Origin of the sequence: Acidovorax sp. Root219, assembly GCF_001428665.1 — a bacterium.
Classification (GTDB): Bacteria; Pseudomonadota; Gammaproteobacteria; order Burkholderiales; family Burkholderiaceae_C; genus Acidovorax.
Map to the genome: position 1 here is coordinate 299,333 of NZ_LMIJ01000010.1, position 26,320 is coordinate 325,652.

27 protein-coding genes and 2 tRNA genes are annotated in these 26,320 nt (G+C 67.9%); 16 read left to right on the forward strand and 13 right to left on the reverse strand.

What is annotated here, in order from left to right:
- The 5 genes from ASE28_RS09695 to ASE28_RS09715 all read right to left on the reverse strand — a co-directional run bounded on the left by ASE28_RS09695 (position 1) and on the right by ASE28_RS09715 (position 4,251).
- The gene (locus ASE28_RS09695) at positions 1-195 is read right to left on the reverse strand and encodes a DUF2905 domain-containing protein (RefSeq protein WP_057199975.1); all 195 of its coding nucleotides are present in this window, start codon (positions 193-195) and stop codon (positions 1-3) included.
- 30 nt (positions 196-225) lie between these two features.
- Positions 226-1,101, reverse strand: coding sequence for an ABC transporter permease (locus ASE28_RS09700; protein WP_057266417.1), 876 nt, complete (start codon positions 1,099-1,101; stop codon positions 226-228).
- Entirely contained in the window at positions 1,098-2,120 is a 1,023-nt protein-coding gene (locus tag ASE28_RS09705) for an ABC transporter ATP-binding protein (protein ID WP_057266418.1), read from the reverse strand. The genes ASE28_RS09700 and ASE28_RS09705 overlap by 4 nt, the downstream gene beginning before the upstream one ends.
- Before the next feature lie 13 nt (positions 2,121-2,133).
- A complete protein-coding gene (locus ASE28_RS09710; protein WP_057266577.1) occupies positions 2,134-3,174 on the reverse strand; it encodes an ABC transporter substrate-binding protein in 1,041 nt (346 codons plus the stop codon).
- 147 nt (positions 3,175-3,321) lie between these two features.
- Positions 3,322-4,251, reverse strand: coding sequence for a TauD/TfdA family dioxygenase (locus tag ASE28_RS09715; protein WP_057266419.1), 930 nt, complete (start codon positions 4,249-4,251; stop codon positions 3,322-3,324).
- A gap of 197 nt (positions 4,252-4,448) precedes the next feature.
- On the opposite strand from ASE28_RS09715, the gene ASE28_RS09720 reads away from it, so the two are divergent.
- The 7 genes from ASE28_RS09720 to ASE28_RS09750 all read left to right on the forward strand — a co-directional run bounded on the left by ASE28_RS09720 (position 4,449) and on the right by ASE28_RS09750 (position 12,010).
- Complete coding sequence (locus ASE28_RS09720; protein WP_057266420.1) at positions 4,449-5,843, forward strand: ethanolamine ammonia-lyase subunit EutB; 1,395 nt, start codon at positions 4,449-4,451, stop codon at positions 5,841-5,843.
- Positions 5,840-6,655 carry an ethanolamine ammonia-lyase subunit EutC gene (eutC, locus tag ASE28_RS09725; RefSeq protein ID WP_057266421.1) on the forward strand — a complete coding sequence of 272 codons (816 nt, stop codon included), beginning with the start codon at positions 5,840-5,842 and terminating at the stop codon, positions 6,653-6,655. The genes ASE28_RS09720 and eutC overlap by 4 nt, the downstream gene beginning before the upstream one ends.
- A 161-nt stretch (positions 6,656-6,816) precedes the next feature.
- Positions 6,817-7,776 carry a TauD/TfdA family dioxygenase gene (locus tag ASE28_RS09730; RefSeq protein WP_057266422.1) on the forward strand — a complete coding sequence of 320 codons (960 nt, stop codon included), beginning with the start codon at positions 6,817-6,819 and terminating at the stop codon, positions 7,774-7,776.
- Positions 7,777-7,794: 18 nt separating this feature from the next.
- Entirely contained in the window at positions 7,795-9,126 is a 1,332-nt protein-coding gene (locus ASE28_RS09735; RefSeq protein ID WP_057266423.1) for an ABC transporter substrate-binding protein, read from the forward strand.
- Between the two features lie 10 nt (positions 9,127-9,136).
- Complete coding sequence (locus tag ASE28_RS09740; RefSeq protein ID WP_057266424.1) at positions 9,137-10,051, forward strand: carbohydrate ABC transporter permease; 915 nt, start codon at positions 9,137-9,139, stop codon at positions 10,049-10,051.
- Complete coding sequence (locus tag ASE28_RS09745; RefSeq protein WP_082608006.1) at positions 10,038-10,931, forward strand: carbohydrate ABC transporter permease; 894 nt, start codon at positions 10,038-10,040, stop codon at positions 10,929-10,931. The genes ASE28_RS09740 and ASE28_RS09745 overlap by 14 nt, the downstream gene beginning before the upstream one ends.
- 5 nt (positions 10,932-10,936) lie before the next feature.
- Positions 10,937-12,010 (forward strand): ABC transporter ATP-binding protein, encoded by a 1,074-nt coding sequence (locus ASE28_RS09750; RefSeq protein WP_057266425.1) that lies wholly within the window; start codon positions 10,937-10,939, stop codon positions 12,008-12,010.
- Between the two features lie 9 nt (positions 12,011-12,019).
- Here the strand turns inward: ASE28_RS09750 and ASE28_RS09755 are convergent, their stop codons facing one another.
- Positions 12,020-13,135 (reverse strand): class I SAM-dependent methyltransferase, encoded by a 1,116-nt coding sequence (locus ASE28_RS09755; RefSeq protein ID WP_057266426.1) that lies wholly within the window; start codon positions 13,133-13,135, stop codon positions 12,020-12,022.
- Positions 13,136-13,143: 8 nt separating this feature from the next.
- Between ASE28_RS09755 and ASE28_RS09760 the strand changes: the two genes are divergently transcribed.
- Both ASE28_RS09760 and ASE28_RS09765 read left to right on the forward strand, forming a co-directional pair.
- Positions 13,144-13,932: an SDR family oxidoreductase gene (locus tag ASE28_RS09760; RefSeq protein WP_057266427.1), complete on the forward strand. Its 789-nt coding sequence runs from the start codon at positions 13,144-13,146 to the stop codon at positions 13,930-13,932.
- Positions 13,933-13,960: 28 nt separating this feature from the next.
- Positions 13,961-14,338 (forward strand): dihydroneopterin aldolase, encoded by a 378-nt coding sequence (locus ASE28_RS09765; protein WP_057266428.1) that lies wholly within the window; start codon positions 13,961-13,963, stop codon positions 14,336-14,338.
- A 92-nt stretch (positions 14,339-14,430) separates the two neighbouring features.
- Here the strand turns inward: ASE28_RS09765 and ASE28_RS09770 are convergent, their stop codons facing one another.
- From ASE28_RS09770 to ASE28_RS09790, 4 genes are all read right to left on the reverse strand, one after another.
- Positions 14,431-15,045 (reverse strand): HNH endonuclease, encoded by a 615-nt coding sequence (locus ASE28_RS09770; RefSeq protein ID WP_057199963.1) that lies wholly within the window; start codon positions 15,043-15,045, stop codon positions 14,431-14,433.
- Between the two features lie 166 nt (positions 15,046-15,211).
- Positions 15,212-15,397, reverse strand: coding sequence for a hypothetical protein (locus ASE28_RS09775; RefSeq protein WP_057199962.1), 186 nt, complete (start codon positions 15,395-15,397; stop codon positions 15,212-15,214).
- Between the two features lie 59 nt (positions 15,398-15,456).
- Positions 15,457-15,527: transfer RNA gene (locus tag ASE28_RS09780), tRNA-Gln, on the reverse strand.
- Between the two features lie 132 nt (positions 15,528-15,659).
- Positions 15,660-15,735, reverse strand: a tRNA-Trp gene (locus tag ASE28_RS09790).
- Between the two features lie 828 nt (positions 15,736-16,563).
- On the opposite strand from ASE28_RS09790, the gene ASE28_RS09795 reads away from it, so the two are divergent.
- The 6 genes from ASE28_RS09795 to ASE28_RS09820 all read left to right on the forward strand — a co-directional run bounded on the left by ASE28_RS09795 (position 16,564) and on the right by ASE28_RS09820 (position 22,474).
- A complete protein-coding gene (locus ASE28_RS09795) occupies positions 16,564-16,986 on the forward strand; it encodes a hypothetical protein (protein WP_057266429.1) in 423 nt (140 codons plus the stop codon).
- A gap of 164 nt (positions 16,987-17,150) precedes the next feature.
- Positions 17,151-18,137: a tRNA 2-thiocytidine(32) synthetase TtcA gene (gene ttcA / locus ASE28_RS09800; RefSeq protein WP_235516084.1), complete on the forward strand. Its 987-nt coding sequence runs from the start codon at positions 17,151-17,153 to the stop codon at positions 18,135-18,137.
- Positions 18,138-18,193: 56 nt separating this feature from the next.
- A complete protein-coding gene (locus tag ASE28_RS09805; protein WP_057199960.1) occupies positions 18,194-18,817 on the forward strand; it encodes a DUF4136 domain-containing protein in 624 nt (207 codons plus the stop codon).
- A gap of 10 nt (positions 18,818-18,827) precedes the next feature.
- Positions 18,828-19,466 carry a histidine phosphatase family protein gene (locus tag ASE28_RS09810; RefSeq protein WP_057199959.1) on the forward strand — a complete coding sequence of 213 codons (639 nt, stop codon included), beginning with the start codon at positions 18,828-18,830 and terminating at the stop codon, positions 19,464-19,466.
- Complete coding sequence (locus tag ASE28_RS09815; RefSeq protein WP_057199958.1) at positions 19,450-20,622, forward strand: DSD1 family PLP-dependent enzyme; 1,173 nt, start codon at positions 19,450-19,452, stop codon at positions 20,620-20,622. The genes ASE28_RS09810 and ASE28_RS09815 overlap by 17 nt, the downstream gene beginning before the upstream one ends.
- A 37-nt stretch (positions 20,623-20,659) precedes the next feature.
- The gene (locus ASE28_RS09820) at positions 20,660-22,474 is read left to right on the forward strand and encodes a lysoplasmalogenase family protein (protein ID WP_057266430.1); all 1,815 of its coding nucleotides are present in this window, start codon (positions 20,660-20,662) and stop codon (positions 22,472-22,474) included.
- On the opposite strand, the gene ASE28_RS09825 is transcribed toward ASE28_RS09820, so the two are convergent.
- Both ASE28_RS09825 and ruvB read right to left on the reverse strand, forming a co-directional pair.
- Positions 22,407-23,315 carry a hypothetical protein gene (locus tag ASE28_RS09825; protein WP_057266431.1) on the reverse strand — a complete coding sequence of 303 codons (909 nt, stop codon included), beginning with the start codon at positions 23,313-23,315 and terminating at the stop codon, positions 22,407-22,409. The two genes, ASE28_RS09820 and ASE28_RS09825, sit on opposite strands and share 68 nt — an antisense overlap.
- Before the next feature lie 19 nt (positions 23,316-23,334).
- Complete coding sequence (ruvB, locus tag ASE28_RS09830; protein ID WP_057266432.1) at positions 23,335-24,396, reverse strand: Holliday junction branch migration DNA helicase RuvB; 1,062 nt, start codon at positions 24,394-24,396, stop codon at positions 23,335-23,337.
- Positions 24,397-24,512: 116 nt separating this feature from the next.
- On the opposite strand from ruvB, the gene ASE28_RS09835 reads away from it, so the two are divergent.
- A complete protein-coding gene (locus tag ASE28_RS09835) occupies positions 24,513-25,652 on the forward strand; it encodes a carbonic anhydrase family protein (protein WP_057199955.1) in 1,140 nt (379 codons plus the stop codon).
- Positions 25,653-25,666: 14 nt separating this feature from the next.
- On the opposite strand, the gene ruvA is transcribed toward ASE28_RS09835, so the two are convergent.
- Positions 25,667-26,242 carry a Holliday junction branch migration protein RuvA gene (gene ruvA / locus ASE28_RS09840; RefSeq protein WP_057266434.1) on the reverse strand — a complete coding sequence of 192 codons (576 nt, stop codon included), beginning with the start codon at positions 26,240-26,242 and terminating at the stop codon, positions 25,667-25,669.
- Positions 26,243-26,320: the final 78 nt, after the last annotated feature.

Sequence of the window (26,320 nt, forward strand, 5' to 3'; positions counted from 1 at the left end):
TCAGATGAATTTGGCGATCAGGCTGACGATGAAGCTCAGCAGCAGGGTCGACGCAAGAGGTATGTCCCACTCCCGTCCCCGCCATGTGAAGCGCAGGTCGCCCGGCAGCCTGCCGAAGCCGATGCGCCGCAGCATGGGCGACAGCCAGCTGATGCACATCAGCGCGAGAAAGACGACGAGGAACCAGCGGAGCATGCCCCGAGTGTAGGGTGGCCGGCGCTAACTTCAGCGCTGTACACCCCAGCGGCGCACGGTCAGGCGTTCGAGCGTATGAAAGCCCAGGCTCTCCACCGCCAGGCCGATCAGGATCACCAGCACCAGGCCCGCAAACACCTTGTCGGTATAGAGCTCGTTGCGGTTCTGGAAGATGTACCAGCCCAGCCCTCCCTTGCCCGACGACGCGCCGAACACCAGCTCGGCCGCGATCAGCGTGCGCCAGGCAAAGGCCCAGCCGATCTTCAGGCCCGACAGGATGGACGGCAACGCGGCGGGCACCAGGATCTGCAGCACGTAGCGGATGCCCGTGAGGCCATAGTTGCGCCCGGCCATGCGCAGCGTCTCGGGCACGGACTGAAAGCCCGCGTAGGTGTTGAGCGCCAGCGGCCACAGCACCGAGTGGATCAGCACGAACACCAGGCTGCCCTGTCCCAGGCCGAACCACAGCAGCGCCAGCGGCAGCAATGCGATGGCCGGCAGCGGGTTGAACATGGAGGTCAGCGTGGACAGCAGGTCGCGCCCGAACTGGGTGGACACGGCCAGCGTGGTGAGCACGAAGGCCCCGAAGATGCCTGCGAGGTAGCCCTTGAGCAGCACCGACAGCGAGATCGCCGTCTTGGCGACCAGCTCACCCGAGGCCAGGCCTTCCACCAGCGCCTTGGCGGTCTGCAAAAAGGTGGGCAGCAGCAGGTCGTTGTCCTGCCAGCGGGCCACCACCTCCCACAGCGCGGCCAGCACCGCCAGGATCGCCAGCTTGCGCACCCATGCCTGTTGCCAGATGCGCGCGGCCAGCGGCAAGGGTTGCACGGGTGCGATGCCGCCCAGCGGCTCCAGGCTGCGCTCAAACTCGGGGCGCACGGGAGGGGTCAGCAGGGAGGCGCTCATACGGAAATCTGGAAAGGCAGCGAACCCACGGCCCGCTGTGGGGGGATGAGCGCCACCCCACCACGGCGGCCGGGTGCCAGGGCCTCGGCATCGGCCTGCACCGATCCCGGCACGGCGCCGGCAGCGGGTTCGTCGAACAGCAGGCGGTGGATGCGCTGCGCCGTGGCCTGGAACTCAGCACTGCCCAGGCTGTGCAGCCCGAACTGGTGGCTGTTGAGCTCGGCGCGCAGCCGCCCCGGATGCGGCGAGAGGATGGCGATGCGGTTGCCCACCACCAGCGCCTCTTCGATGGAATGGGTGACGAAGATCAGCGTGAAGCGAAACTCGTCCCACAGCGAGAGCAGTTCCTCCTGCATGCGCCGGCGCGTGAGGGCGTCGAGCGCGGCAAAGGGCTCGTCCATCAGCAGCACCTGGGGCTGCATGGCCAGCGCGCGCGCAATGGCCACGCGCTGCTTCATGCCGCCCGACAGCTGGTGCGGGTGCACGTCGGCAAACTTCGACAGCCCCACCTTGTCGATGTAGAGCGCGGCGCGTTCGGCCGCTTCCTTGCGGCCCACGCTGCGCGAGGCCAGCAAAGGGAACATCACGTTGTCGCGCACGGTCTTCCAGGGCGGCAACTGGTCGAACTCCTGGAACACCACCACCCGGTCGGGCCCGGGCCGCGTGACGGCGCGTCCGCCCAGCAGGATTTGTCCCTCACTGGGCGCGATGAAGCCGGCAATCGACTTGAGCAGCGTGGATTTGCCGCAACCCGAGGCACCGAGCAGCACGAAGCGGTCGCCCGCATGCACGTCGAAGCCCACGCGGTGCGTGGCGCGCACCACGCGCTCGCGCGTGCGGTAGTCGATGCTGACGCCCTGCACCTGCAGCAGGGCGGCGGGTGCAGGGCCGGGCACCACGCGGGCATCAACACCCGCCGCCGGATGGCCCGGGGCTCGCGCCTCGTCGTCCTGCAGCGCCGCACGCTCGCTTTGCAGCGGCGGCGAGAAGGGCCCCATGCGGATGGTGTGCTCGCTCATGCCCGGAACTCGCTCAGTTGCCCGACGCCGTGTGCGCGTCTTCGAAGAAATAGTCCTTGAGCGCAGTCGGCTGGTTCTTGATGGCTCCGACGCGGTGCAGGAACTGGCCCATGCCCAGTGTGTTCTCGGGGCGCACCTTGAACTGCACCTCGGGGTTCTGGATGATCTTGAGCAGCAGGCCGCGGTCGGTGTTGCCGCCCGATACCTTGAGGTAGATGTCGGCCGCCTTCTCGGGGTTGGCCGCGACGAACCTGGCGGCTTCGTCGAGCGCGTCGACGAAGGCCTTGTAGGTCTTGGGGCTCTCGGCACGGAATTTCTCGGTGGCGTAGAGCACGGTGGCCGATGCCGGGCCGCCGAGCACGTCGTACGAGTTCAGCACGATCTTCGCCTTGGGGTTGCCGGCCAGTTCCTGCTCCTGGAAGGGCGGGTTGCCGAAGTGGCCCGTGATCTCGGTGCCGCCCTTGATGATGGCCGCCGCCGCGTCAGGGTGCGGCAATGCCACCTGGTTCTTGTCCAGGCGGTTGAACTCCTTCTCGCCCCAGAGCTTGGCCGACGCCATCTGCAGCACGCGCGACTGCACCGACACACCGACGGCAGGAAGCGCAATGCGGTCCTTGTCGGTGAAGTCGGCAATGGTCTTCACCGAAGGGTTGTTGCTCACCAGGTAGTACGGGAAGTTGCCCAGCGATGCCACGCCCTTGACGTTCTGGCGGCCCTTGGTCCGGTCCCACAGCGTGAACAGCGGGCCCACGCCGGCACCGGCGATATCGATGTTGCCCGACAGCAGCGCGTCGTTGACGGCCGAGCCGCCCGACAGCTGCAGGAACTCGACCTTGATGTCCACGCCCGCGGCCTTGCCGTGCTTTTCAATGAGCTTGTTCTCCTGCGCCACGTTGAGCAGCAGGTAGACGATGCCGAACTGCTGCGCAATGCGCAACTGGCCTTCGGCCGCGTGCACCCTGGTGGTCAAGCCCAACCCTCCAGCCAGCAGCCCAGCGGTGGCCAGGGCGGCGATGGTCTTGCGCACGATGCGGCGGCGGGTGGTCTGGAACATGGTCATGGGTCCTGTGCAGTCAAAAGTGAAGAATGAAAAAGCGCCAAGGCGGCTCAAAAAGCTCTGCGAAGCGGTTCTGTTCAGTACGGCAAGACGCAGCAACGGCGCCAGAAACGCTTTTTGAAACGCTTTTTGAGTCGCCCGCCATCAAAAAGGCAGGTCGCCTTCGATGGTGGTGCGGTACAGCTTTCGGCGCTCGGTATCGGGCGTCCCGGCAGCCAGATGGGTGACCGAACGGTTGTCCCAGAACACCATGTCGTGCGGCTGCCACTGGTGGCGCAAGGTGAACTCGGGGCGCACGCTGGCGGCGAACAACTCGGCCAGCAGGGCCTGGCCCTCGTCCTCGGGCAGGCCGACGATGCGCGTGGTGAAGTGCTCGCTCACGAACAGTGCCTTGCGCCCGGTCTCGGGGTGGGTGCGCACGACGGGGTGGATGGAGGGCGCCACCTCGTCGATCTGCGCCTGGGTGAGTTGGGGACGCCAGGGGCTGCGGGCGCGCAGCTCTTCGTACTTGGCCAGGTAGCTGTGCTCGGCCTTGAGCGGCGCGATACGCGCCTTGAGCGTCTCGGGCAGGGCGTCGTAGGCGGCGTGCTGATCGGCGAACAGGGTGTCGCCGCCTTCGCCCGGCAGTTCCTGCGCGTGCAGCAGCGAGCCCAGGCTGGGCTTGTCCTTGTACGACAGGTCCGAGTGCCAGTAGTGGCCTGCATCGCCCAGACCGATGGGCTGGCCAGCGGCGTCCTTGATGTTGGAGACGATCAGGATTTCGGGATGGCCCACCAGCTGAAAATTCTTGAGCACGTGGATCTGCAGCGGCCCGAAGCGGCGGCTGAACTCGACATGCTGCTGCGGCGTGATGCGCTGGTCGCGGAACACCAGCACGTGGTGGTCGAGGTGCGCGCGGTGGATGCGTGCGAAGTCCTCATGGCCCAGCGGGCGCGACAGGTCCAGGCCCAGCACCTCAGCGCCCAGCGGGCCGGCGGCGCCTGCCACGGGGCGGATCACCAGGCCTTGCGGCGGTGCGTCGCCAGAGGCTAGTGCGGACGGGGGAATGGAAGCAGGTGACAGAACAGCCGACATAGGGACCTCGTGGGAATCTTTTGGGGCCATGTGCCCTGATGCCTTCACTCTAGGTTGCGCGGCTTATTCTGGGAACGAATGTTTTCTCAGTTATTAACAACAAAAACAGCTAAGACCGTGTTTTTCACTTTTCACGGGTGGCACATCGCTTGCAAGGGCATGCCATCATTGCCCACGGCCCATCCACCTCCTTACCGATGTCGGCGACCTACCACCACACCATCCATGGCCACCGCTGGCTGTTCGACGATCTGCGCGAAGTGATGGCCAAGGCCACGCCTGCGCGATCCGGAGACACGCTGGCCGGCATCGCGGCCGGCTCGGCGGTGGAGCGCATGGCCGCGCGCATGTGCCTGGCGGATCTGCCGCTGACACGCTTCCTGAACGAAACGCTGGTGCCCTACGAAAGCGACGAGGTCACCCGCCTGATCATCGACACACACCATGCTGCGGCCTTTGCCCCCATTGCCCACCTCACCGTGGGCGGGCTGCGCGAGTGGCTGCTGGCGGCCGACACGGCAGCGCTTGTCGCCGTGGCCCCTGGCCTCACCCCCGAAATGGCGGCCGCCGTGAGCAAGCTCATGCGCAACCAGGACCTGGTGGCCGTTGCGCGCAACTGCCGGGTGGTCACACGCTTTCGCAACACCATCGGCCTGCCGGGCCACCTGGCCGTGCGCCTGCAGCCCAACCACCCGACCGACGACTTGCGCGGCATCGCGGCGTCGATGGTGGACGGCTTGCTCTACGGTGCGGGGGACGCGGTGATCGGCATCAACCCCGCCACGGACAGCATCTCCGCCCTCACCGGCCTGGTGCATATGCTGGACGAAGTCATCACCAGGCTGCAGATCCCCACGCAATCGTGCGTGCTGACCCACGTGACCAACACCGTGCAGATGATCGAGCAGGGCGCGCCGGTGGACCTGGTGTTCCAGTCCATCGCCGGCACTGAAAAGGCCAATGCCGGCTTCGGCATCAACTTGGCGCTGCTGCGCGAGGCACGCGAGGCGGCCCTGTCCCTCAAGCGCGGCACGCTGGGCGACAACGTGATGTATTTCGAGACCGGCCAGGGCAGCGCCCTGTCGGCCAACGCCCACCACGGCGTGGACCAGCAGACCTGCGAGGCGCGGGCCTACGGCGTGGCGCGCGCTTTCTCGCCGCTTCTCACCAACACGGTGGTCGGCTTCATCGGGCCGGAGTACCTGTACGACGGCAAGCAGATCATCCGCGCCGGCCTGGAAGACCATTTCTGCGGCAAGCTGCTCGGGGTGCCGCTGGGCTGCGACGTCTGCTACACCAACCATGCCGAGGCCGATTCGGACGACATGGACACGCTGATGACGCTGCTCGGCGTGGCGGGCCTGACCTTCATCATGGGCGTACCCGGCGCCGACGACATCATGCTCAACTACCAGAGCACCTCGTTCCACGACGCGCTGTACCTGCGCGAGGTGCTGGGCCTCCAGCGCGCACCCGAGTTCGAGGCCTGGCTGCAGCGCATGCAACTGGCCGACGGCGCGGGGCGGCTGCTGCCCGCCGCACAACAGCAGGCCGCCATCGCGCAGCTGCGGCAGATCGGTATGCGGGCATGAGCGACCCAACGCCCTTCACCGGCCCGCCGCCCGACCCCTGGAGCGACCTGCGCGCCCACACTGCCGCGCGGCTCGCCTTGGGTCGCGCTGGCACGGCCATCCCCACGCGCGAACTGCTCGACTTCGGCCTGGCCCATGCCCAGGCGCGCGATGCCGTGCACCTGCCGCTCGACGCCGACGCGCTGGCGGTACAGCTCACCGGGCTGGGCTGCACCACGCTGCGGGTGGCCAGCGCCGCGCCCGACCGTGCCACCTACCTGCTGCGCCCCGACCTGGGCCGGCGCCTGGGCGGTGCCGATGCGCAGCGGCTGCGCGGCCAAGCGGATGGCGACGCGCCAGAAGCAGGCTGCGACCTGCTGCTGGTGGTGGCCGACGGCCTTTCGGCCCTGGCCACCGAGCGCAATGCCGTGCCGCTGGTACAAGCCATCGTGCGCACGGCACCGCCGGGCTGGCGCATCGGCCCGGTGGTGATCGCCACACAGGCGCGCGTGGCGCTGGGCGACGAGGTGGGCGCGCTGCTGGGTGCGCGCATGGTGGCGGTGCTGATCGGCGAACGCCCGGGCCTGAGCTCGCCCGACAGCCTGGGCATCTACCTCACCTGGCACCCGCAAGCAGGCCGCAGCGATGCCGAGCGCAACTGCATCTCCAACGTGCGCCCCGAGGGCCTGGCGCCAGCCGCTGCGGCGGCCCGCCTGTGGTGGCTGTGCGCCGAGGCGAGGCGCCTGGGGCTGACGGGCATCGGGCTCAAGGACCGCAGCGATGCGGTCACCTTGCAGGCCGGGACGGCAAAGGGCACGCTTGCCACGGACTGACGACCCGCCCAGGGGCCTTGCGCTGAGGCAGGCGCCTTCCAACTTTTGCCGCTTTCGATATTGCCGATTGTTCCGGTAGCTTGGATATCGGTTTTCCTTGCTTCGCAGGCACGGCCCGCATCCGCAGAATCCAGCGCTCCCCCCACAGTTGGAGCCTGCCCGTGAGCGAAACGCCGTCCCCATCGAATATCGATACCTCCTTCGGAAACCTGCGCATCCGCCGCGTAGCGGGCACCCTGGGCGGTGAAGTCCTCGGCCTCAAGCTGTCGGGCGAGCTGGACGACGCGACCGTCGCCGACCTCACGGCCGCGCTGGTGCGCCACAAGGTGCTGTTCTTTCGCGGCCAGGCGCACCTGGACGACGCCAGCCACCAGGCCTTTGGCGCTCGCTTGGGCAAGACCGTGGCCCACCCCACGGTACCCTCGCCCACGGGCACGCGCATCTTCGAGCTCGACGCCTCCAAGGGTGGCGGGCGGGCCGACTCGTGGCACACCGACGTGACTTTTCTCGATGCCTTCCCCAAGTACGGCATCCTGCGCGGCGTGACGATCCCGGCCTATGGTGGCGACACAGTGTGGGCCAACACGGCCGCCGCCTATGCCCGCCTGCCCGACGACCTCAAGCGCCTGGCCGACGGCCTGTGGGCCGTGCACAGCAACGACTACGACTACGGCGCCGAGCGCGTGGTGGTCGAGGAGGAGCGCCTGAACCACCACCGCAAGGTCTTCGTGTCGGCCGTGTACGAGGCCGAGCACCCCGTGGTGCACGTGCACCCGGTGTCGGGCGAGCGCGCTCTGCTGCTGGGGCACTTCGTCAAGAAGATCGCAGGGTTTTCGAGCACTGAATCGGCGCGCATCTTCGAGATTCTGCAGAACCGCGTGGTCCGCCTGGAGAACACGGTGCGTTGGCAATGGCAGCAGGACGACGTGGCGATCTGGGACAACCGCGCCACGCAGCATTTCGCCATCAACGATTACGGCAACCAGGCGCGACTGGTGCGCCGGGTCACCGTGCACGGCGAGCCGGCCGTGGCCGTGGACGGCCGCAGGAGCCGCACCCGCACTCGCCCCGAAGCCACCAACGACGCGCAGATCGACAGCGTCATCACCACCACGGCCTGACGCCACGAAGCCATTGCCATGACCCAACGACGCCAATTGCTCCAGGCCGCATCGGCCCTGGGCGCCACCGCCCTGCTGCCCGGCTTTGCCCATGCCCAGAGCGGCGCCAAGAAGTTCCAGGGCGTGACCCTGAACGTGTCGACCTTCAGCGCGGCCTACCCCAAGCTGCTGCAGCAGTACCTGCCCGAGTTCGAGGCGCTCACGGGCGCCAAGGTGAATTTCGACGCGCCCTCGTTCCCGGTCTACAACCAGCGTGCCGACCTGGAGCTGTCCACCAAGGGCTCGGCCTACGACGTGGTCAACGTGACCTTCATCTACTCGAGTCGCTGGATCAACTCGGGCTGGCTCACGCCACTCGATGACTTCATCAAGAACCCCAACCTCACGCCCGCCGACTGGGATGTGAACGACTTCCTGCCCGGCGCCCGTGCGCCCGAGACCGGCAAGGACGGCAAGCTCTACGGCATTCCATGGACGGCGGAGGCGCTGCTGTCCGCATCGTCGCGCTTCGACCTGGTGCAGCAGGCGGGCCTGGCCTACCCCGACACCACGGACGACCTGGTGAAGGTGCTGCGCGCCGTGAACAAAAAGGAGCGCGTGGCGGGCTTCGTCTCCGACAGCCACTACGGCTGGACCTTCGTGCCCTACCTGCATGCCTTTGGCGGCGACGTGTTTCGCAAGGCACCCGACGACCTGTACCCCACGCTCGACACGCCCGAGGCGATTGCCGCAGCCGAGTACTACGCCAGCCTGCTGCGCGAGTTCGGACCCGACGGTGCCATCACCTACACGCCCGACCAGGTGACCCAGGCGCTCAAGCTCGGCCGCGTGAACTTCACCGACGCGGGCCAGTTGCACCTGGCGCAGCTCGGCGATGCGGCCACCAGCAAGACCATCAAGACGCTGAAGTTCGGCCAGGTGCCCAAGGGGCCTGCCGGGCGCTTCCCGGGCACGGCCGTGCATGGCCTGGGCATTCCGACAGGTTCGAAGAACAAGGAAGCCGCCTGGGCCTTCATCCAGTGGGCGCTGTCCAAGCAGACCACGCGCAAGGCCGTCGCAGCCGGCTACGGCTCGCCGGCCCGCCGCTCGGACATCGACTCCAAGGAGTTCCGTTCCAAGCAGGTCATCAATGGCAACGACCTGGCCCAGCTGGCACTGGACTCGATCGAGCTGGCCTCCAAGACCGGGCACATGAAGTACCGCACGGTGTCGGTCTACCCACAGGTGGACCAGCAACTCAACAAGGCGATCGCCCTGATCGCCTCGGGCCAGGCGAGCGCCAAGCAGGCGCTGCAGCAGGCCCAGGCGCAGTCGATCACCGAGCTCAAGCGCGCAGGGCAGAACCTGTGACGGGCCTGCCGTGAGCACCCTGACCGCGCAATCGGGCCTGGGCTGGGAGGCTGCGCGCAGGCGCGCCTTCCTCTGGGGCCTGCTGCCCTCGCTGGCGGTGCTGCTGGTCATCACGCTGGTGCCCGCACTGGCACTGCTGGTGGCCAGCTTCACGCCGCTGAGCCTGACCGACGCGGCCGCCACCTTCCACTTCAAGGACCCGCTGGTCAACTACCGCCACTTGCTGGAGGACGAGCGCTTTTTGCGCTCCATCGCCACGCAGCTCAAGCTGTCGGCATCCAGCGTGGCGCTGCAGCTGGCGGTGGGCCTGGGTTTGGCACTGCTGCTCAACGGGCGCTCGAAGTTGCTGGGCGCCACGCGCACGGTGTTCCTGATCCCCATGGTGCTGCCGCCCATTGTGGTGGCGCTGATCTGGAAGATCATGTACACGCCCGACGTGAGCCCGCTGCACCGCGCGCTGGAGGCCGTGGGCCTGCCGGTGCGCTCGCTCATCGCCAACCCCGATACCGCCTTGTGGGCTGTTTCCATCGCCGACACCTGGCAGTGGTTTCCCTTCACCATGCTGATGGTGCTGGCCACGCTGCAGATGGTGCCCGACGACCCGCTGGAAGCTGCCAGCCTGGACGGTGCCAACCGCTGGCAGCTGTTCCGCTACATCGTCTTTCCCTACATCCGGCCGGTGCTGGTGGTGTGTGGGCTGTTCAGGCTGATCGACAGCTTCAAGGCCTTTCCGCTGATCTACGTGCTCACCGACGGCGGCCCGGGCACGGTGACCGAAGTGACCAACTACTACGGCTTCATCCAGGCCTTCAATTTCTCCTACTGGGGCTATGCCAGCGCCATTGCGATGGTGATGCTGGCGGGCGTGTTCGCGCTCAGTTGGCTGGTGGGCCGACTCGGATGGAACGACCATGACAAGCGCTGACGCCACCCTGACCCTGCCGGCATCGCTCAACGCGCCCGCCGCTGCACTGCCCGTACCTAGTGCGCGCCGCGCCGGCTGGCTGCGCCGCCATGCCCGGGGCCTGGTGGCCATCGCCTTGCTGCTGGTGGTGATGTTTCCCTTCCTGTGGCTGGTGCAGCTGGCCTTCAAGCCCGGAGCGGAGATCTTCGAGGACAGCCTGCTCTTCGTGCCCACGCTGGAAGGCTTTCGCAGCCTGCTGCAGGGCAATTTCCTCAAGTCGTTCTGGAACAGCCTGGCGGTGAGCACCCTGTCCACCGCGCTGTCGCTGCTGATCGGGGTGCCGGCGGCCTATGCACTCACGCGCTGGCAGTTCAGGGGGCGGCGCCATGTGGCGCTGTGGATCCTGGTGACACGCATGGCGCCGCCGATCGCCTTCACCATCCCGTTCTTCCTGGCCTACCGCTGGCTGGGCCTGCAGGACACGATTGCCGGCCTGGCCATCGTCTACCTCACGTTCAACCTGGCCATCGTGATCTGGCTCATGCAGACCTTCTTCGAGGCCGTGCCCACGGCCCTCGAAGAGGCGGCCTACATCGACGGCTGCGGCGTATGGCAGGCGTTCTGGCGCATCACGCTGCCGCTGGCGTCGCCCGGGTTGGCGGCCACGGCCGTGCTGTGCTTCATCTTCTCGTGGAACGATTTCTTCTACGCCCTCATCCTCACGCGCACCAACGCCATCACCGCACCCGTGGCCATCGTCAACTTCCTGCAGTACGAAGGCTGGGAGTGGACCAAGATCGCCGCCAGCGGCACGCTGGTGATGTTTCCGGTGGTGATCTTCACGGTGCTGGTGCGCACCTACCTCGTCCGCGGCCTCACGGCCGGCGGCGTGAAAGACTGACTGACATGGCAGCACTATCCCTTCACCAGATCGTCAAGCACTACGGCGCCACGCCGGTGATCCACGGTGTGGACATAGCCATCCAGGACGGCGAATTCGTCGCCCTGGTCGGCCCCTCGGGCTGCGGCAAGTCCACGCTGCTGCGCGCCATCGCGGGGCTCGAAGCCATCAGCAGCGGCGAGATCCGCCTGGGCGGGCGCCTGATCAACGACGTGGCGCCCAAGGACCGCAACATCGCCATGGTGTTCCAGAACTACGCGCTCTACCCACACATGACGGTGGCGCAGAATCTGGGCTTCTCGCTCAAGCTGCAGGGCGAGGACAAGGCCCAGATTCAGCGCCGGGTGGATGAAGTGGCGGCCATCCTGGGCCTTGAAAAACTGCTGGACCGCACGCCGCGCCAGCTCTCGGGCGGGCAGCGCCAGCGCGTGGCCATGGGCCGCGCCATCGTGCGCCAGCCCGATGCCTTTTTGTTCGACGAGCCGCTGTCCAACCTCGACGCCAAGCTGCGCGCGCAGGTACGCACCGAGATCAAGGCGCTGCACCAGCGCCTGGGCACCACCACCGTCTACGTCACGCACGACCAGGTGGAGGCCATGACGCTGGCCGACCGCATCGTGGTGCTCAAGGACGGGGTGGTGGAGCAGGTGGGTGCGCCACTGGAGCTGTACGACCGGCCCGCCAATGCCTTCGTGGCGGGTTTCATCGGCTCTCCGGCGATGAACTTCATCCCCGGCCGGCTGCACCTGGACGGCATGGCACGTGTGGTGACCGACGATGGCCTGCACCTGCCGCTGGCCCAGGCCCCCCAGGGACGCCACGGCGACAGCGTGCTCTACGGCGCGCGCCCCGAGCATTTCGCACTGGAGGCCCGTGGCGATGGACTTCCCGCCCAGGTCAGGGTGGTGGAGCCTACGGGATCGGAGACGCAGGTCGCCGTGCGGCTGGAAGGCGGGCACGACATCCTGGCGGCCTTCCGCGACCGCATCGACGTGCGGCCAGGCGATGCGCTGTGGCTGCGGCCCGTGGCGGCGCAGGCGCATCTGTTCGATGCCACAAGTGGTGCGCGCCTGAACTGAGCCGCCTTCTCAGAGACGGTGTGAACGGTCCCCGTGTGAGAAGCCCACAGGCTCCCAGGCCTCGCCAGCACCCAGGGCGATGACCTTGAACAGCTCGCCCATCTCATGCTCCATGATGAGCTTGGCGGCGGTGGCGCGCTCCAGCGGGGGCAACTCCACCATGCGCTGGGCCAGCCCGCAGTTGATGAGGAAGTGCGCCTGCGTGGTGTAGCCCAGCACCTGCAGGCCGGCCTCCTGCGCGGCCAGCGCCATGGCGGTGAAGTTGACGTGGGCGGTGATGTCCTTGCGGCCGACCTCCACCAGCGGGTCGCTGTCGGACAGATGGCCCTGGTGGCACATCACGGTGCCCATGTGGCGCTGCGGGTGGTAGTACTCACTCTCGCCAAAACCATAGTCCAGCAGGAAGGCCGCGCCGCGCTGCAGGCGGTCGGCCAGCATGCGGATGAATCCCTCGCCCTGGGGGTGGATCTCGGTCAGGTAGTCCTGCGGGCCCTCCACCTCCACCGGCGGGCGCAGGTCGGTGGCCTGGTCGGCCCAGGTGAAGGCGCCGTCGTGCAGCGCCACGCCGCGCTCGTGCCACACGCCCCCATGCTGGCCGCCATGGCGGGCCAGAAGCTTGACGGGCATGGCGTCAAGCACCTCGTTGCCCACCACCACGCCCTCAAAGCGGTCGGGCAGCGCATCGACCCACTGCACCTTGTGCGCGTGTGCTGCCAGCAAGGTCTGCTGGCGCGCACGCAGGCTGCCCGAAAGATCGACGATGGTGTAGCGCTGCACCCGCTCGCCAAGGGCATCAAGCAGCTGCAGCGCCAGCGCACCCGAGCCGGCCCCGAACTCCCAGACCTGGCTGGTGCCGGTGCGCTCGAAGGCCTCGCCCACCTGCACGGCCAGGGTCTGACCGAACAGGGGCGTGAGCTCGGGCGCGGTCACGAAGTCGCTGCCTGATTCGGGCAGCAGGCCGAACTTGGCGGAGTCGTTGGCGTAGTAGCCGAGGCCGGGCGTGTAGAGGGCCAGCGCCATGAATTGGTCGAAGCCGATCCAGCCGCCAGCGGCGGCAATGGCATCGGCAATGTGCGCCGTGAGGGCGGTCGTTAAACTGTCGGGTGTTTTCTTCACGGCCCGCATTGTCCCTCATGCCTTCTTCACCCCGCCCACGTACCGTGCTCGTCACCGGCGCCGCCAGGCGCCTGGGCCGCAGCATTGCGCTGGCGCTGGCGGCCGGCGGCTGGCAGGTGGCCGTGCACTACCGCAGCTCCGAGCAGGAGGCGATCGACACGGCGGCCGAGTGCGCACGCCTGTCCTCGGGCCAGAGCGCGCATTTCGATGGCGACTTCGATGATGAGGCCGCCGTGCGCGCCTTGGTGCCGAGCGTGGTCGAGCGCTTCGGCGCGCTCGATGCCGTGGTCAACAACGCCTCGCTGTTCGAGCACGACAACGCCGCCACGCTGGGCTTTGCCAGCCTGGAGAAGCATCTTCGCAGCAATGCAGGCGCCCCGGTGCTGCTGGCCCAGGCCCTGCACGAGCACCTGCAGGCCCGCGCGGCGGCCGGCGATGCCGATGCGCAGGGCGCCGTGGTCAACCTGCTCGACCAGAAGCTGTGGAACCAGAACCCCGACTTCATGAGCTACACGCTGTCCAAGGCGGCGCTGGAAGCCGCCGGCACCATGCTGGCGCTGGCGCTGGCGCCACGGGTGCGGGTGGTGGGCGTGGCCCCGGGCCTCACGCTCACGAGCCACATGCTCAGCGACGAGAAATTCTCCCAGTTGCACGCCCTGAGCCCGCTGGGCCGCTCTTCCACCCCCGAGGACGTGGCCGCCACCGTGCGCTTTGCGCTGGAGAACCGCTCCATCACCGGCACCACGCTGATGGTGGACGGCGGCCAGCACCTGATGAAATTCGAGCGCGATTTCTCGTTGATGTGAGCACCCACCCGCTCACACAGGAAACACCATGACGACCACCCACGCCACAGGCACCCAGATCCTCACGCTCAGCGGTTTGCGCTTCGACGCCAACCTGGGCATCCTCTCGCACGAGAAGACCGACCCCCAGCCCATCCAGGTGGACGCCGAACTGAGCCTGGGCGCCCAGCCGCTGTCGCCGCGCGACGACGACATCCTGCACGTGCTGGACTACCGCAAAGTGCGCCAGATCATCATCGACGAGTGCCGCGCCGAGCACGTGAACCTGCTCGAAAGCCTGATCGGCAAGCTCGCCAACCGGCTGATGCAATTGCCCGGCGTGCTGGGCGTGCGCGTCAAGATCGCCAAGCTGGAGATCTTCGACGACTGCGAAGTGGCGATCCGCATCGAAACCGGGCAGTGGTGAGCGCCTGCCACCGCTGAAAACCGGGGAAGAAAAAAGGGCCGTGGTCACTGACCACGGCCCTTTCACATTCGGTTTGCAAACCCCAGGCGTTCTCAATGAAGCCTGGAGCCCTTGGGCAGCCTCTTGGCCAGCCACTCGTGCACATCCGCGCGCACGTTGCGCCCGTCCAGCAGGAAGGACTCGTAGCGGCTGGGCACGTAGGGCAGGTACAAGAGGCGCATGCCGGCCTCCTCGGGCAGGCGGTCGGCCTTGTAGCCGTTGCAACCGGCGCAGGCCGCCACGAGGTTGGTCCACGAGGTGGCACCACCGCGCGACTGCGGCACGATGTGCTCGCACTGCAGCAGCTCTTCGCCGAAGACGCCGCCGCAGTAGGCACAGGTGTGGCGGTCACGGCGCAGCAGACGGCGCTTGGTGAGCCCAGGCACCACGTCAAAGAGGTTGATCCGGGACACACCGCGCAGGGCGATGATGGGCGCGATCTGAAGCACAGACTGCCGGCCGGTCGCTGCGTTGTGCCCGCCACGCAATGTGGCCAGGGCATCGAGGCCGGCATCCCAGGCGACGGCACCGCTGGCGTAGTGCACGGCGGCTTGCTCCAGCGGCATCCAGGATTGGGGCGTGCCGTGCAGATCCAACTGCAGCACGCGGGGCGTGGGCGTGGGTGCCAGGCGCTTTCGGTAGAGGGTTTCGGGTTCGGTGCGGGGCATGGGGCGTCCTTTCTTGCTTGGCAATGGAGGGCGCAGCCGCCCAGCCAAGCGCACGCCCCGTTTCAACAACAGTCAGTCAATGGCAAAAGCGGGCATCCATCGGCAATCGATGGAGGCCCTGGTGGATGCGGTGAGGCTGGCAGCGGGCGCACGAACGCACACGCCGCTACCACTCGCCGACCTCGCGCACGCGCTGGTCGAGGTCCAAGTGCTCAAGCCTGCGGGCGGCAGGAGCAGCGCGGACGGCCGTACGGGGCAGGCGGGCGCGCACGGATACCAGGCGGGCCAGCCAGCCGGCGAAGCCGGAACGGCGCCGCTGGGCGCCAAGAAAGAAGGATTGCTGAATGGCCACAGTGGTCTCCTGAAGGGTGATTGGATAAATGGACGAGGTGGGTGGGTTGAAAAATTGGGCAGACCGGGGAGGGATCGAACCTCCGAATGGCGGAATCAAAATCCGCTGCCTTACCACTTGGCGACCGGTCAACAAAAGGGAAAAGGGGGAAAAGGGAAGGAGCCGCAGACAGGAGTCGAACCTGCAATCCCCGGCACGAAGACCAGGCGCCCCAATCCGACAGGGCTGCTACGGCATGCCTGGCCATGGCCAGGAAAAAGATTGGCACGCGCGTAAGGAGTCGAACCCTCAAGCGTCGGATTTGGAGGCCGGTGCTCTGCCAGTTGAGCTACACGCGTAGAAAGCAAAAAAAAGCGAAATATCGGGCACTCCTGCCGGAGCGCATCTCCATTTCGGTTGTGTCTTCACGCGACCGCGGTTCCGATGAAACCGCGCATGCACGTCGCTGCACTGGGTGATCAATCCCAGCACATCCCGCCGGGCCGCGCATGCGGCCGGTTCCGGCGGTGAAAAGCAAAGGCACACCCGAAATGGAGAGGGGTTGGGTGGGGCGCGGTGCGCCCCTTCCCTCTGATTTCGATAAGCAGGCCGGCCATTGCTCCCGTGGAGCCAAGCCGCCTGCAGCAAACTGTTAAAGAACCGAGGTCCCCGGCGGGTCGATGCCTGCGGGGGCAGCGGCTGGCGCTGCGGGAAAAGAAGGGGAATTGAGAAAAACAGCCGGCAATGAAAAAGGCCCGGAACCACCTGGTTGCCGGGCCTCTTGATCAAGAGATCGGGAGGGAGAGCGCCTGTGGGCTACCGCCCTGCGCTGCAACCTCCGCCCGGTGGTGGAGCGGTATCCTCGAAACCATTGCCCAGCCACTGCGGCTGGCTGCCATTGCCCTGCAAATACGCTGTGCGCTGCTGCGATGGCAGTCGCTTTGCATGGGATGGCATGGACGACAACGTGCGCGCAATCAACGCCCCGCGCACGGCCACGGCACCCTGGCGGGAGCGGTGGAGGATGGCGGTGCGGCAGGCGTTCACGGTGGTCTTTCGGCGGTAGGTCGGTTCGGTGGTGAATTCAGGGAGGACAGGCAGTCCTGATGAAAATGGACTGTAAATAGTCTTTACTTACCCGTCAACACCCTGCACAATCTTTTTTCTGCGTTTGTTGTTTTTCTTCTGTGACTCCGCCTCCCCTCACCGTCATCCGCCGCACCAACGTGCTGGCGCTGCACCGCCTGTTCCTCGAAAAAGAGATCGCTGCCGGCAAGCCGGCCAAGGGGCTGGACCAGGCCTTTGCCGCCTCGCTGGAGATATCGCCCAGCATGTGGAGCCAGATCAAAAGCTCGCGCCCCATCGGCGACACGCTGGCGCGCCAGATTGAGCGCCATGCGCGCGTGGACGTCGGCTGGCTCGACGCCGAGCACGCCACGCAGCACCCCGACCCCGCCGAGGAGCGCTTCCTGGCGCTGGCACGCGAGGCCTGGCGCCGGGCCAATGCCAAGGGCAAGCGCGACATGCGGCTGTGGGCTGCAGAGCGGGCCGCCCCCCTGCAGCAAGCCGTTGCGGCCCCTGGCGGCGAGCCCCCAGAAACGGAAAAATAGCACTTTGGGCGGGCATCGCCCCCACTGGAGAGCCCGCTCCAGTCCATGGGCGGGCGGTTTCACCGACAATTGGGGGATATCTCCGTCTTTTTGGCCCCAGCGCGAGCGCACCCTGTCCGGGCGCCCGGTGGGCCCCGCTTTCACCAGACCCCAGAGCCCCTTCCATGAGCGCAGTGATGAACGAAACCCAACGGGCCGGCTGGACCGCCGAGCCCCCCGAAGTGGCAGACACCGGCGCCGATGCGGCCGCGGCTGCATCGGGCACTGCGCGCCTGAAGATCGAACGCGAGGCGCACAAGCTCGAAAAGCGCCTGTGCCGCGAGGTCGGCAAGGCCATCGTCGACTTCAACATGATCGAAGAGGGCGACAAGGTCATGGTCTGCATGTCCGGCGGCAAGGACAGCTATGCCCTGCTGGACATTCTGCAGAAGCTCAAGGCGCGCGCGCCCATCCATTTCGACCTGGTGGCCGTGAACCTGGACCAGAAGCAGCCCGGCTTTCCCGAGCATGTGCTGCCCGAGTACCTGGCCAGCACAGGCGTGCCCTTCCACATCGAGAACGAAGACACCTACAGCATCGTCAAGCGCCTGATCCCCGAGGGCAAGACCACCTGCAGCCTGTGCAGCCGTCTGCGCCGGGGCATCCTGTACCGCGTGGCCGACGAGCTGGGCTGCACCAAGATCGCGCTGGGCCACCACCGCGACGACATTTTGCAGACGCTGCTGCTCAACATGTTCTTCGGCGGAAAGATGAAGAGCATGCCCCCGAAGCTGGTCAGCGACGATGGCCGCCACGTGGTGATCCGCCCGCTGGCCTACGTGACCGAGAAGGACACCACGCGCTGGGCCGCGCAGCGCAATTTCCCCATCATCCCCTGCAACCTGTGCGGCAGCCAGGAGAACCTGCAGCGCAAGCAGGTGGGCGAGATGCTGCGCGAGTGGGAGAAGAAATTCCCCGGCCGCGTGGAGAACATGTTCAACGCGCTGCAGAACGTGGTGCCATCGCACCTGCTGGACGGCAGCCAGTACGATTTCAAGAACGCGCGCGCCACCGGCGTGGCCAGCGAAGACGGCGACAAGGCCTTCGACAAGGAAGAGTTTTCAGCCCCAAGCCCGTCGTTACCAGGTGTGCAGGTGGTGCAGCTGTCGTGAACCTCGGCGGCAGGAGCACACTCCAAGGTGGATTGACCCCATCCCTGGAGACAACCATGACCCGTCGCTGGATTCCCGCCCTGCTGCTGTGCGCAGCAGTGGCCACCCTGGCCGGCTGCAGCACCACCCGCGTGGTGGAAGGCCAGGTGCAGAGCTTCTCCACCCTGGCCGCCGTGCCCAGCCCGGCGACCTACCGCATCGACCGCCTGCCCTCGCAGCAGACCCCGGCGTTCGACGCCATTGCCGCGCTGGCCGAGCAGTCGCTGGGCCGCATTGGCCTGCAGCGCGACGATGCCGCGCCGAAGCTGCTGGTGCAGATCGGCGTACAGGCCGGCACGGTGCCGCGCTATGACCCCTACTGGCCCTATGGCCCCCATGGTTTCTACGGCCCTTACCGCGCCTACGGCGGCTGGTATGGCCGCAGCTGGCATGGTGGTTGGGGCGGGGGCGGTCTGTGGCGCATGGGCGAGCCCACACCACTGCACCGCCGCGCGGTGAGCCTAGTGATGCGCGATGCGGCCACGCAGGCCAGCGTCTACGAAACCTCGGCCGTGCACGAGGACGTGTGGGTGGCCGACCCCGCCGTGTTCGGCATCCTGTTCGATGCGGCACTTACCGGCTTCCCCAAGCCCTCCGGCGGCCCACGCCAGGTGCGCATTCCCTTCGCGCCCCCACCCTGATCCCACCTGAATGCAAGCCACCCGAATCATTGCCGTACGCCATGGCGAAACCGCCTGGAACGTAGACACCCGCATCCAGGGCCACCTGGACATTCCCCTGAACGAGACCGGCCAGTGGCAGGCGCAGCAGTTGGCGCAGGCGCTGGCCGACGAGCCCATCGACGCCATCTACGCCAGCGACCTGCAACGCGCCTATGCCACGGCCCAGGCCGTGGCCGATGCCACGGGCGCACCCATCACGCCCGAAACCGGCCTGCGCGAGCGCAGCTTCGGCCATTTCCAGGGACGCACCTTTGCCGAGATCGAGGCCGAGATGCCCGAGGACGCGCGGCGCTGGCGCAAGCGTGACCCCGAGTACGTGCCCGAGGGCGGCGAATCGCTGGTCATGCTGCGTGAGCGCATCGAACGCACGGTGTTCGCGCTGGCCGAAAAGCACCCCGGCGAGCAGGTGCTGATGGTGGCCCACGGCGGCGTGCTCGACGTGCTGTACCGCATGGCCACGCGCCAGGAGATCCAGGCACCGCGCACCTGGCAGCTGTCCAACGCGGCCATCAACCGCCTGCTGTGGACACCCGACGGCCTCACGCTGGTCGGCTGGGCCGATACCCAACACCTGGACAACGCGGCCCGCGATGAAACCCTTACCTGAAGCCCTGCGCGCCAGCATCGGCGCGCGGGTGGACCTGATCGACACGCCCGCGCTGGTGGTGGACCTCGATGCCATGGAACGCAACATCCAGCGCATGGCCGACTTCGCCCGCAAGCACCGGGTGCGCTGGCGCCCCCATGCCAAGCTGCACAAGAGCGCCGAGCTGGCACTCCTGATGCAGCAGGCCGGCGCCCAGGGCGTGTGCGTGCAGAAGGTGGCCGAGGCCGAGGCCCTGGCCGCCGGCGGCGTGACCGACATCTACATCAGCAACCAGGTCGTGGCCGGCCCCAAGCTGCTGCGCGTGGCGCGGCTGGCGGCTCAGTTGGCCGCGCGCGGCGGGCGCCTGGCGCTGGCGGTGGACCACCCCGAAGGCATCGAACGCCTGGCCGAGGCCATGGCGCTGGCCGGCAGCGATGCCGGCATCGACGTGTTCGTGGAGATCGACGTGGGCCAGGGCCGCTGCGGCGTGCCCCCGGGCGAAGATGCGGTGCCGCTGGCCCAGGCCATCGTGCGCCACGCCCAGCGCCTGCGCTTTGCCGGGCTGCAGGCCTACCACGGCCGCGCCCAGCACCTGACGGGCACGGCCGAGCGGCGCGAGACCATTGCTGGCGTGGTGCGCGCAGCGGCCTACACCCGCCACTGCATCGAGGCCGCAGGCATTCCGGTGCCCCTGATCACGGGTTCAGGCACGGGCACCCTGGTGCACGAAGCGGCCAGCGGCGTCTACGGCGAGCTGCAGGCCGGCTCCTTTCTGTTCATGGATGCCGACTACGCGCGCAACGAGCGCGAGCCGGCGCAACCCACGTTCGAGCACTCCCTGTTCATCAAGACGCAGGTGATCTCCGTGCGCGACACCCATGCAGTGTGCGATGCCGGCCACAAGAGCCATGCCATCGACTCGGGCCTGCCCCTGGTGGCCATGCTGCCGCCCGAGCGCGCGCTGCGCTACGGCAATGGCGGCGATGAACACGGCCTGCTGTACACCGAGAGCCCCAAGGCCCGGCTGCCCGCCCTGGGCCGCATGCTGTGGCTGATTCCCGGCCACTGCGACCCCACGGTGAACCTGCACGACCACCTGATCGGCGTGCGCGGCGGGCTGGCGCTGGGCACGGTGGAGCGCATCATCAGGGTTGATGCCAGAGGCGCGCTGACCTGATTGGGGCAAGAATCGGCGAAACACTGCATTCGCCCCAATGAGCCCCAGCCAGATCATCGTCCTTGCCACACCCGTCTTCTTTTTGCTGATCGCCATCGAACTGGCGGTGGGCTACAAGCGCCAGCGCGTGACCTACCGCATGGCCGATGCCATCAGCAGCATCAGCCTCGGGATGCTGAGCCAGACCAGCGCGGTGTTCACCCGGCTCTTGCGCGTGGGCATCTACACCGCCGTGTTCGAGCACTTGGCGCTGTGGCGCAATGACGCCTTCTGGCTCAGCGTGCCGGGCTGGCTGCTGGCGCTGGTGTTCTACGATTTTTGCTACTACTGGCTGCACCGCATGGGCCACGAATCGGCCGTGCTCTGGGCCGCGCACGCGGTGCACCACCAGAGCCAGGACTACAACCTCTCGACCGCGCTGCGCCAGACCAGCTCCGGCGCACTGCTGGGCTGGGTGTTCTACGTGCCCATGGCGCTGGCCGGCGTGCCGCCGCTGGTGTTCGCCATCGTGGCGCTGGTGGACCTGCTCTACCAGTTCTGGGTGCACACCGAGCAAGTGGGGCGCCTGGGCTGGTTCGACCGCTGGTTCTGCAGCCCCAGCAACCACCGCGTGCACCACGCGGTGAATGACGTCTACCTGGACAAGAACTACGGCGGCATCCTGATCCTGTGGGACCGGATGTTCGGCACCTTCAAGGACGAGGACGACCAGGAAAAGTGCGTCTACGGCACGCGTGGCTTGCTCAACAGTTGGGACCCGCTGTGGGCCAATGCCCAGGTGTATGCCGGCCTGGCGCACGACAGCTGGCATGCACGCAATTGGGCAGACAAGCTACGGGTCTGGATCAAGCCCCCGGGCTGGCGGCCGGCCGACGTGGCCGAGCGCTTTCCCAAGCCGGCCTTCGACATTGCCCGGATGCCGCTGTACCACCCGCCCATGTCGCGCGCGCTGCAGTGGTTTGCCGGCGTGCAGTTTGCGCTGATGCTGGCCGGGGTGGCGGCCTTTCTGTGGCAGGCCGATGCCGCGCCGCTGGCCCACAACGCCATCTGGTTCACCACGCTGCTGGCCGCGCAGTGGGCGCTGGGCGCGGCGGTGCAGGGGCGCATCGGCATGGGCATGGCGCTCTTGATCGAGTCGGCGGCGCTGGCCACGGCGACCAGCGCGCTCGGTCTGCAGGAGTGGCACTGGCTCTTCAAGCCGCTGACCATGGTGATCGCCATGGCGGTGGTCGCGGGGCATCTGCGTGCGGCGGCACCGGAGTCCCGCCTCGGCACGCGCCAGGGCCGCTGGCTGATGGCGGCGCTGGCCGGCTCGCTCGCGGGCGATGTGTTCCTGATGTTCAACGGCTTCTTCATCCCCGGCCTGGTGAGCTTTCTGCTGGCCCACCTGTGCTTCATCGCACTGTTTCGCATCGGCGTGCCGTGGTTTGCCCGGCGCGGCGCGCTGCTGGCCACGCTGGCCGTCGGCGTGGGCATGTATGCCTTCCTGTGGCAGGGCGGGCTGCCGGCCGCCCTGCGCGGGCCGGTGGCGGCCTATGTGCTGGTGATCGCACTCATGGCGGCCCAGGCGATTGGCCGCGCTGCGGTGCTGGGCGGGCGCGGCGCCTGGCTGGTGGCCATCGGGGCCGGTTTCTTCATGCTCAGCGATGCCACGCTGGCCACCAACCGCTTTGTGCAGCCGCTGCCGCTGGCGCAGTTGTGGGTGCTGGCCACCTACTACATCGCGCAAGTGCTGATCGTGGCGGGCATGCTGGACGGTGCCCGCAGCCAGCGCCGCACTCCGGTCATGGGCGAAGTTTCTGCCGCGAACGCAGCAGCTCCGCCAGCGGGGTATGCAACGCCCCAGCCATGAGCAGGCCCCCCAGGGCGAGCAGGAACCAGGCGCACAGCAGCTGCAGGAAGGTATCGGCATTGCGTTGGCCCGGGTGGGACTGCAGGTTCAGCGCTGCCACCTCCTCGACGACCCCGGCGAGCCCCCGGCTTGCCACATAGTGGTAGGCCGCGCCGCCCAGCGCCCACAGGCCGATGGCAATCAGCGCCAGGGCCATGCAGGCCAGCCCGGCACGCGGCCGCCGGCCCACGAAAAGCAACCATGCCGACAGGCCGCCCACCACCACCGCCCCGCACAGCCACCACAGCTGCAGGTCATCGCGTGCGGCGGGCAGCACCCATTCCCACGCCCAGGGCAGCGGGGCCAGCAGCCACTCTGATTGCGGCGCAAGCCCGGGCCAGGCACCCAGGGCGCCCCACATGCCCGGCGCGCTCAGCAGCCACAGCAGCAAGGTGATAGCCGCCAGCACGGCCGTAGCCGCGTAGGCCCGCAACCGCCAGCGTTCACAACGATCGGACCCCATGGCAGGCCAGTGGCGCGCCACCAGGTAGGCGGCCCACCCTGCCGCCAGGCACCACACGCTGGCCGCGCCACACACAGCCACCCAGCCGGGCAGGTCCTCGAAGCCCTCGAACATGAACACCGTGAGCTGGCCATAGACCACCCCGCCCAGTCCGTGCAGCAGCATGGTGCCCACGACCAGGGCCTGGCCGCAGGAACCCAAGAACCGCCGCTCGGGCGCGAGGGCATCCCATTGGGCCCGCAAGGCCGGCGGCCAGTTCACTCCAGGGCTCCGCCGCACGGGCGCCGCCTTGGTGGCGCTCTCGCGCGGGTTCTTCTTGCGGCGGCTGGAGCGTGCCATGGGATGGCTCCCTTGCGGTTCAGGCTTCGAACAGGCCCTGCCCGCCGGTCTGGGGCGGGGTCACGCCCAGGTGCCGGTAAGCGGCCAGCGTGGCCACCCGGCCACGGGTGGTGCGCTGCAAAAAGCCCTGCTGGATCAGGTAGGGCTCGATCACGTCCTCGATGGTGCCCGCCTCCTCGCCGATGCTGGCGGCGATGTTGTCCAGGCCCACGGGGCCGCCATCGAAGCGGTGGATCACGGCCTCCAGCAGCTTGCGGTCCATCACGTCGAAGCCCTGCGGGTCCACGTCGAGCATGGCCAGGGCGCGGTTGGCGATATCAAGGTTGATGCGGCCATCGCCCTTGACATCGGCATAGTCGCGCACCCGGCGCAGCAGGCGGTTGGCAATGCGCGGCGTTCCGCGCGAGCGGCGCGCGATCTCGAAGCCGCCGGCCTCGTCCATGGGCGCATTGAGCAGCCCCGCACTGCGCTGCACGATGCGCGCGAGCTCCTGCGCGGTGTAGAACTCCAGCCGCGCGACGATGCCAAAGCGGTCGCGCAGCGGATTGGTGAGCATGCCGGCACGCGTGGTCGCCCCCACCAGGGTGAAGGGCTGCAGGTCGAGCTTGATGCTGCGCGCCGCCGGCCCCTCGCCGATCATGATGTCGATCTGGTAGTCCTCGAGCGCCGGGTACAGGATTTCCTCGACCACGGGCGAGAGGCGGTGGATCTCGTCGATGAAGAGGACGTCGTTCTTTTCCAGGTTGGTCAGCAATGCGGCCAGGTCCTTGGGCTTTTCGAGCACGGGGCCGCTGGTCTGGCGCAGGTTCACCCCGAGCTCGGCCGCGATGATGTGGCTCAGCGTGGTCTTGCCCAGTCCGGGCGGGCCGAACAGCAGCACGTGGTCCAGCGCCTCGCCGCGCTTGCGCGCCGCGCCGATGAAGATCTCCAACTGCTCACGTGCCTTGGCCTGGCCCACGTACTCCTGCAGCAGCTTGGGGCGCAGGGCGCGCTCGATGGCCTCCTCCTGCGGCGAGGCGGGCGCGGCGGACACCACGCGCTTGGGCGGTATGGGGGCGAAGTCGTCGGTCTGGATGGTCACGGTGGTTCTGTCCGGGGTCGAATACCCGCGCGGGCGGGCCGACTGGAACTATATAGCCCGGGCGACCCCCCAGGGGGTAAAGTAAGTGGGTACTGTGCCGATACATGAAGCACACCATGAAACAGATGCTGCCCGCGCCCACCCGCCTGCCACGGCCGCTGCAATTGCTGGCCGCACTGGCCGCCAGTGGCGCAGCCGCCCTGACCGCGACTGCCCAGACCGCGCCCCCGCCCGCCCGCACCGCCAGCGGCGCCATCCGCATCGAGAACCCGCAGGACAAGGCCACCCTGGCCACCCGGATCGACGAGGCCATCCAGCGCGCCAAGGACAAGAACGCCACGCCGGCCAAACCCGGTGCGCGCAAGAACGCCGGCCCTATCCCCAGCGTGGAAGTGCGCGTGCCACCCGACCGCCCGCGCAAGCCGGCCCAGGCTGAAGCCCTCCCGCCGGCACCGCCCCGGCAGACCGTGCGGGACCCTGAGGCCAGCCGCCGCTACATCCAGTCGCGTGCAGCCGAACTGGCCGCCGCAGCACCGCCTGCACCCCTACCACCGCCAGCCGACCCGCGCACGGTGCGCTGGGACCATGCCAGCGGCGACAAGGGACCCGAGGCCTGGGGCAGCCTGCACCCGGATTTTTCGGCCTGCAGCCAGGGCACGCGCCAGTCGCCCATCCACATCACCACGCAGGACGTGGCGCTCGGCCCGGCCGACCCCTTGCCGTTCGGCAACCAGTTCTTCGGCGGCACGGTGTGGAACACGGGGCATGGCCTCGCGCTGGAGGTGGAAGGCACCAGCATCCTGCCCCTGCGCGGAGCCCCCTGGCGGCTCATGCGCCTGCAGTTCCGCCACCCCGCAGAGGAGCGCGTGCACCTGCAGAGCTACCCCATGGCCACCGAGCTGGTGTACCAGGGCCCGAGCGGCCAGATGGCCGTGGTCAGCGTGCCCATGCAACTGGGCAGCCCCAATGCCTTCATCACCCGCCTCTGGACGCACATGCCCCTGGACGCACAGGACCGCGTGCGCCTGCCGCAGCCGGTGCTCTCGGTGGGCGAGCTGCTGCCGCAGGACCGGCACTACTACCAGTACGCGGGCTCGCTGACCTCGCCGCCCTGCACCGAGGGCGTGCTGCGCATCGTGATGAAGACCCCGGTGAGCGTGGGCCTGGAGCAGCTGCGCCTGCTGGCGCGCATCTCGCCGCCCAATGCGCGGCCGGTGCAGCCGACCAATGGCCGCCTGGTGCGCGAGGCCCAGTAGGCGCCCGTTCGGACCTACCTGGCCAGCGACTTGAGCGCGAGCTTGATGCCGTCGCTCACGCCCACGTCGGCCGGCAGGGCCTTGAGGGCAGCGGCCGCTTCCTTGTCGTTGTAGCCCAGGGCCAGCAGGGCCTGCAGGATGTCGGCCTGTGCATCACTGGTGGCGTGGCTGCGCGCCCCCCCCATGTCGGCGCCCAGCTTGCCCTTGAGCTCCAGCAGCAGGCGCTCGGCGGTCTTCTTGCCGATGCCGGGCACCTTGACCAGGCGCCCCGCCTCCTGCAGCGTGATGGCCTGTGCCAGGTCGCCCACGCCCATACCGCTCAGGATGGACAGCGCCGTGCGCGGGCCCACGCCCGAGATCTTGATCAGCTCGCGAAAGGCCTGGCGCTCCTCGGCCGTGCCAAAGCCGTAGAGCAGCTGCGCATCCTCGCGCACAATGAACTGCGTAAGCAGGCTCACGCGCTCCCCCACGGAGGGCAGGTTGTAGAAGGTGCTCATGGGCACATTCACCTCGTAGCCCACCCCGTGGCAGTCCAAAAGCACCTCGGGGGGATTCTTCTCCAGCAGGGTGCCGGTCAATTTGCCTATCATTGATGTCCTTTGCCGTCGCTGGCGTGACAAGCAGCGCCGTCGCTCTTGCGTTCTTTTCCATTGCCTGACGGGAATTAT

Coding starts and splice junctions, on each gene's coding strand:
- ASE28_RS09695 (WP_057199975.1), bottom strand. CDS start 195: ATGCTCCGCTGGTTCCTCGTCGTCTTTCTCGCGCTGATGTGCATCAGC.
- ASE28_RS09700 (WP_057266417.1), bottom strand. CDS start 1,101: ATGAGCGCCTCCCTGCTGACCCCTCCCGTGCGCCCCGAGTTTGAGCGC.
- ASE28_RS09705 (WP_057266418.1), bottom strand. CDS start 2,120: ATGAGCGAGCACACCATCCGCATGGGGCCCTTCTCGCCGCCGCTGCAA.
- ASE28_RS09710 (WP_057266577.1), bottom strand. CDS start 3,174: ATGTTCCAGACCACCCGCCGCCGCATCGTGCGCAAGACCATCGCCGCC.
- ASE28_RS09715 (WP_057266419.1), bottom strand. CDS start 4,251: ATGTCGGCTGTTCTGTCACCTGCTTCCATTCCCCCGTCCGCACTAGCC.
- ASE28_RS09720 (WP_057266420.1), top strand. CDS start 4,449: ATGTCGGCGACCTACCACCACACCATCCATGGCCACCGCTGGCTGTTC.
- eutC (WP_057266421.1), top strand. CDS start 5,840: ATGAGCGACCCAACGCCCTTCACCGGCCCGCCGCCCGACCCCTGGAGC.
- ASE28_RS09735 (WP_057266423.1), top strand. CDS start 7,795: ATGACCCAACGACGCCAATTGCTCCAGGCCGCATCGGCCCTGGGCGCC.
- ASE28_RS09745 (WP_082608006.1), top strand. CDS start 10,038: ATGACAAGCGCTGACGCCACCCTGACCCTGCCGGCATCGCTCAACGCG.
- ASE28_RS09750 (WP_057266425.1), top strand. CDS start 10,937: ATGGCAGCACTATCCCTTCACCAGATCGTCAAGCACTACGGCGCCACG.
- ASE28_RS09755 (WP_057266426.1), bottom strand. CDS start 13,135: ATGCGGGCCGTGAAGAAAACACCCGACAGTTTAACGACCGCCCTCACG.
- ASE28_RS09760 (WP_057266427.1), top strand. CDS start 13,144: ATGCCTTCTTCACCCCGCCCACGTACCGTGCTCGTCACCGGCGCCGCC.
- ASE28_RS09765 (WP_057266428.1), top strand. CDS start 13,961: ATGACGACCACCCACGCCACAGGCACCCAGATCCTCACGCTCAGCGGT.
- ASE28_RS09770 (WP_057199963.1), bottom strand. CDS start 15,045: ATGCCCCGCACCGAACCCGAAACCCTCTACCGAAAGCGCCTGGCACCC.
- ttcA (WP_235516084.1), top strand. CDS start 17,151: ATGAGCGCAGTGATGAACGAAACCCAACGGGCCGGCTGGACCGCCGAG.
- ASE28_RS09805 (WP_057199960.1), top strand. CDS start 18,194: ATGACCCGTCGCTGGATTCCCGCCCTGCTGCTGTGCGCAGCAGTGGCC.
- ASE28_RS09810 (WP_057199959.1), top strand. CDS start 18,828: ATGCAAGCCACCCGAATCATTGCCGTACGCCATGGCGAAACCGCCTGG.
- ASE28_RS09815 (WP_057199958.1), top strand. CDS start 19,450: ATGAAACCCTTACCTGAAGCCCTGCGCGCCAGCATCGGCGCGCGGGTG.
- ASE28_RS09820 (WP_057266430.1), top strand. CDS start 20,660: ATGAGCCCCAGCCAGATCATCGTCCTTGCCACACCCGTCTTCTTTTTG.
- ASE28_RS09825 (WP_057266431.1), bottom strand. CDS start 23,315: ATGGCACGCTCCAGCCGCCGCAAGAAGAACCCGCGCGAGAGCGCCACC.
- ASE28_RS09835 (WP_057199955.1), top strand. CDS start 24,513: ATGAAACAGATGCTGCCCGCGCCCACCCGCCTGCCACGGCCGCTGCAA.
- ruvA (WP_057266434.1), bottom strand. CDS start 26,242: ATGATAGGCAAATTGACCGGCACCCTGCTGGAGAAGAATCCCCCCGAG.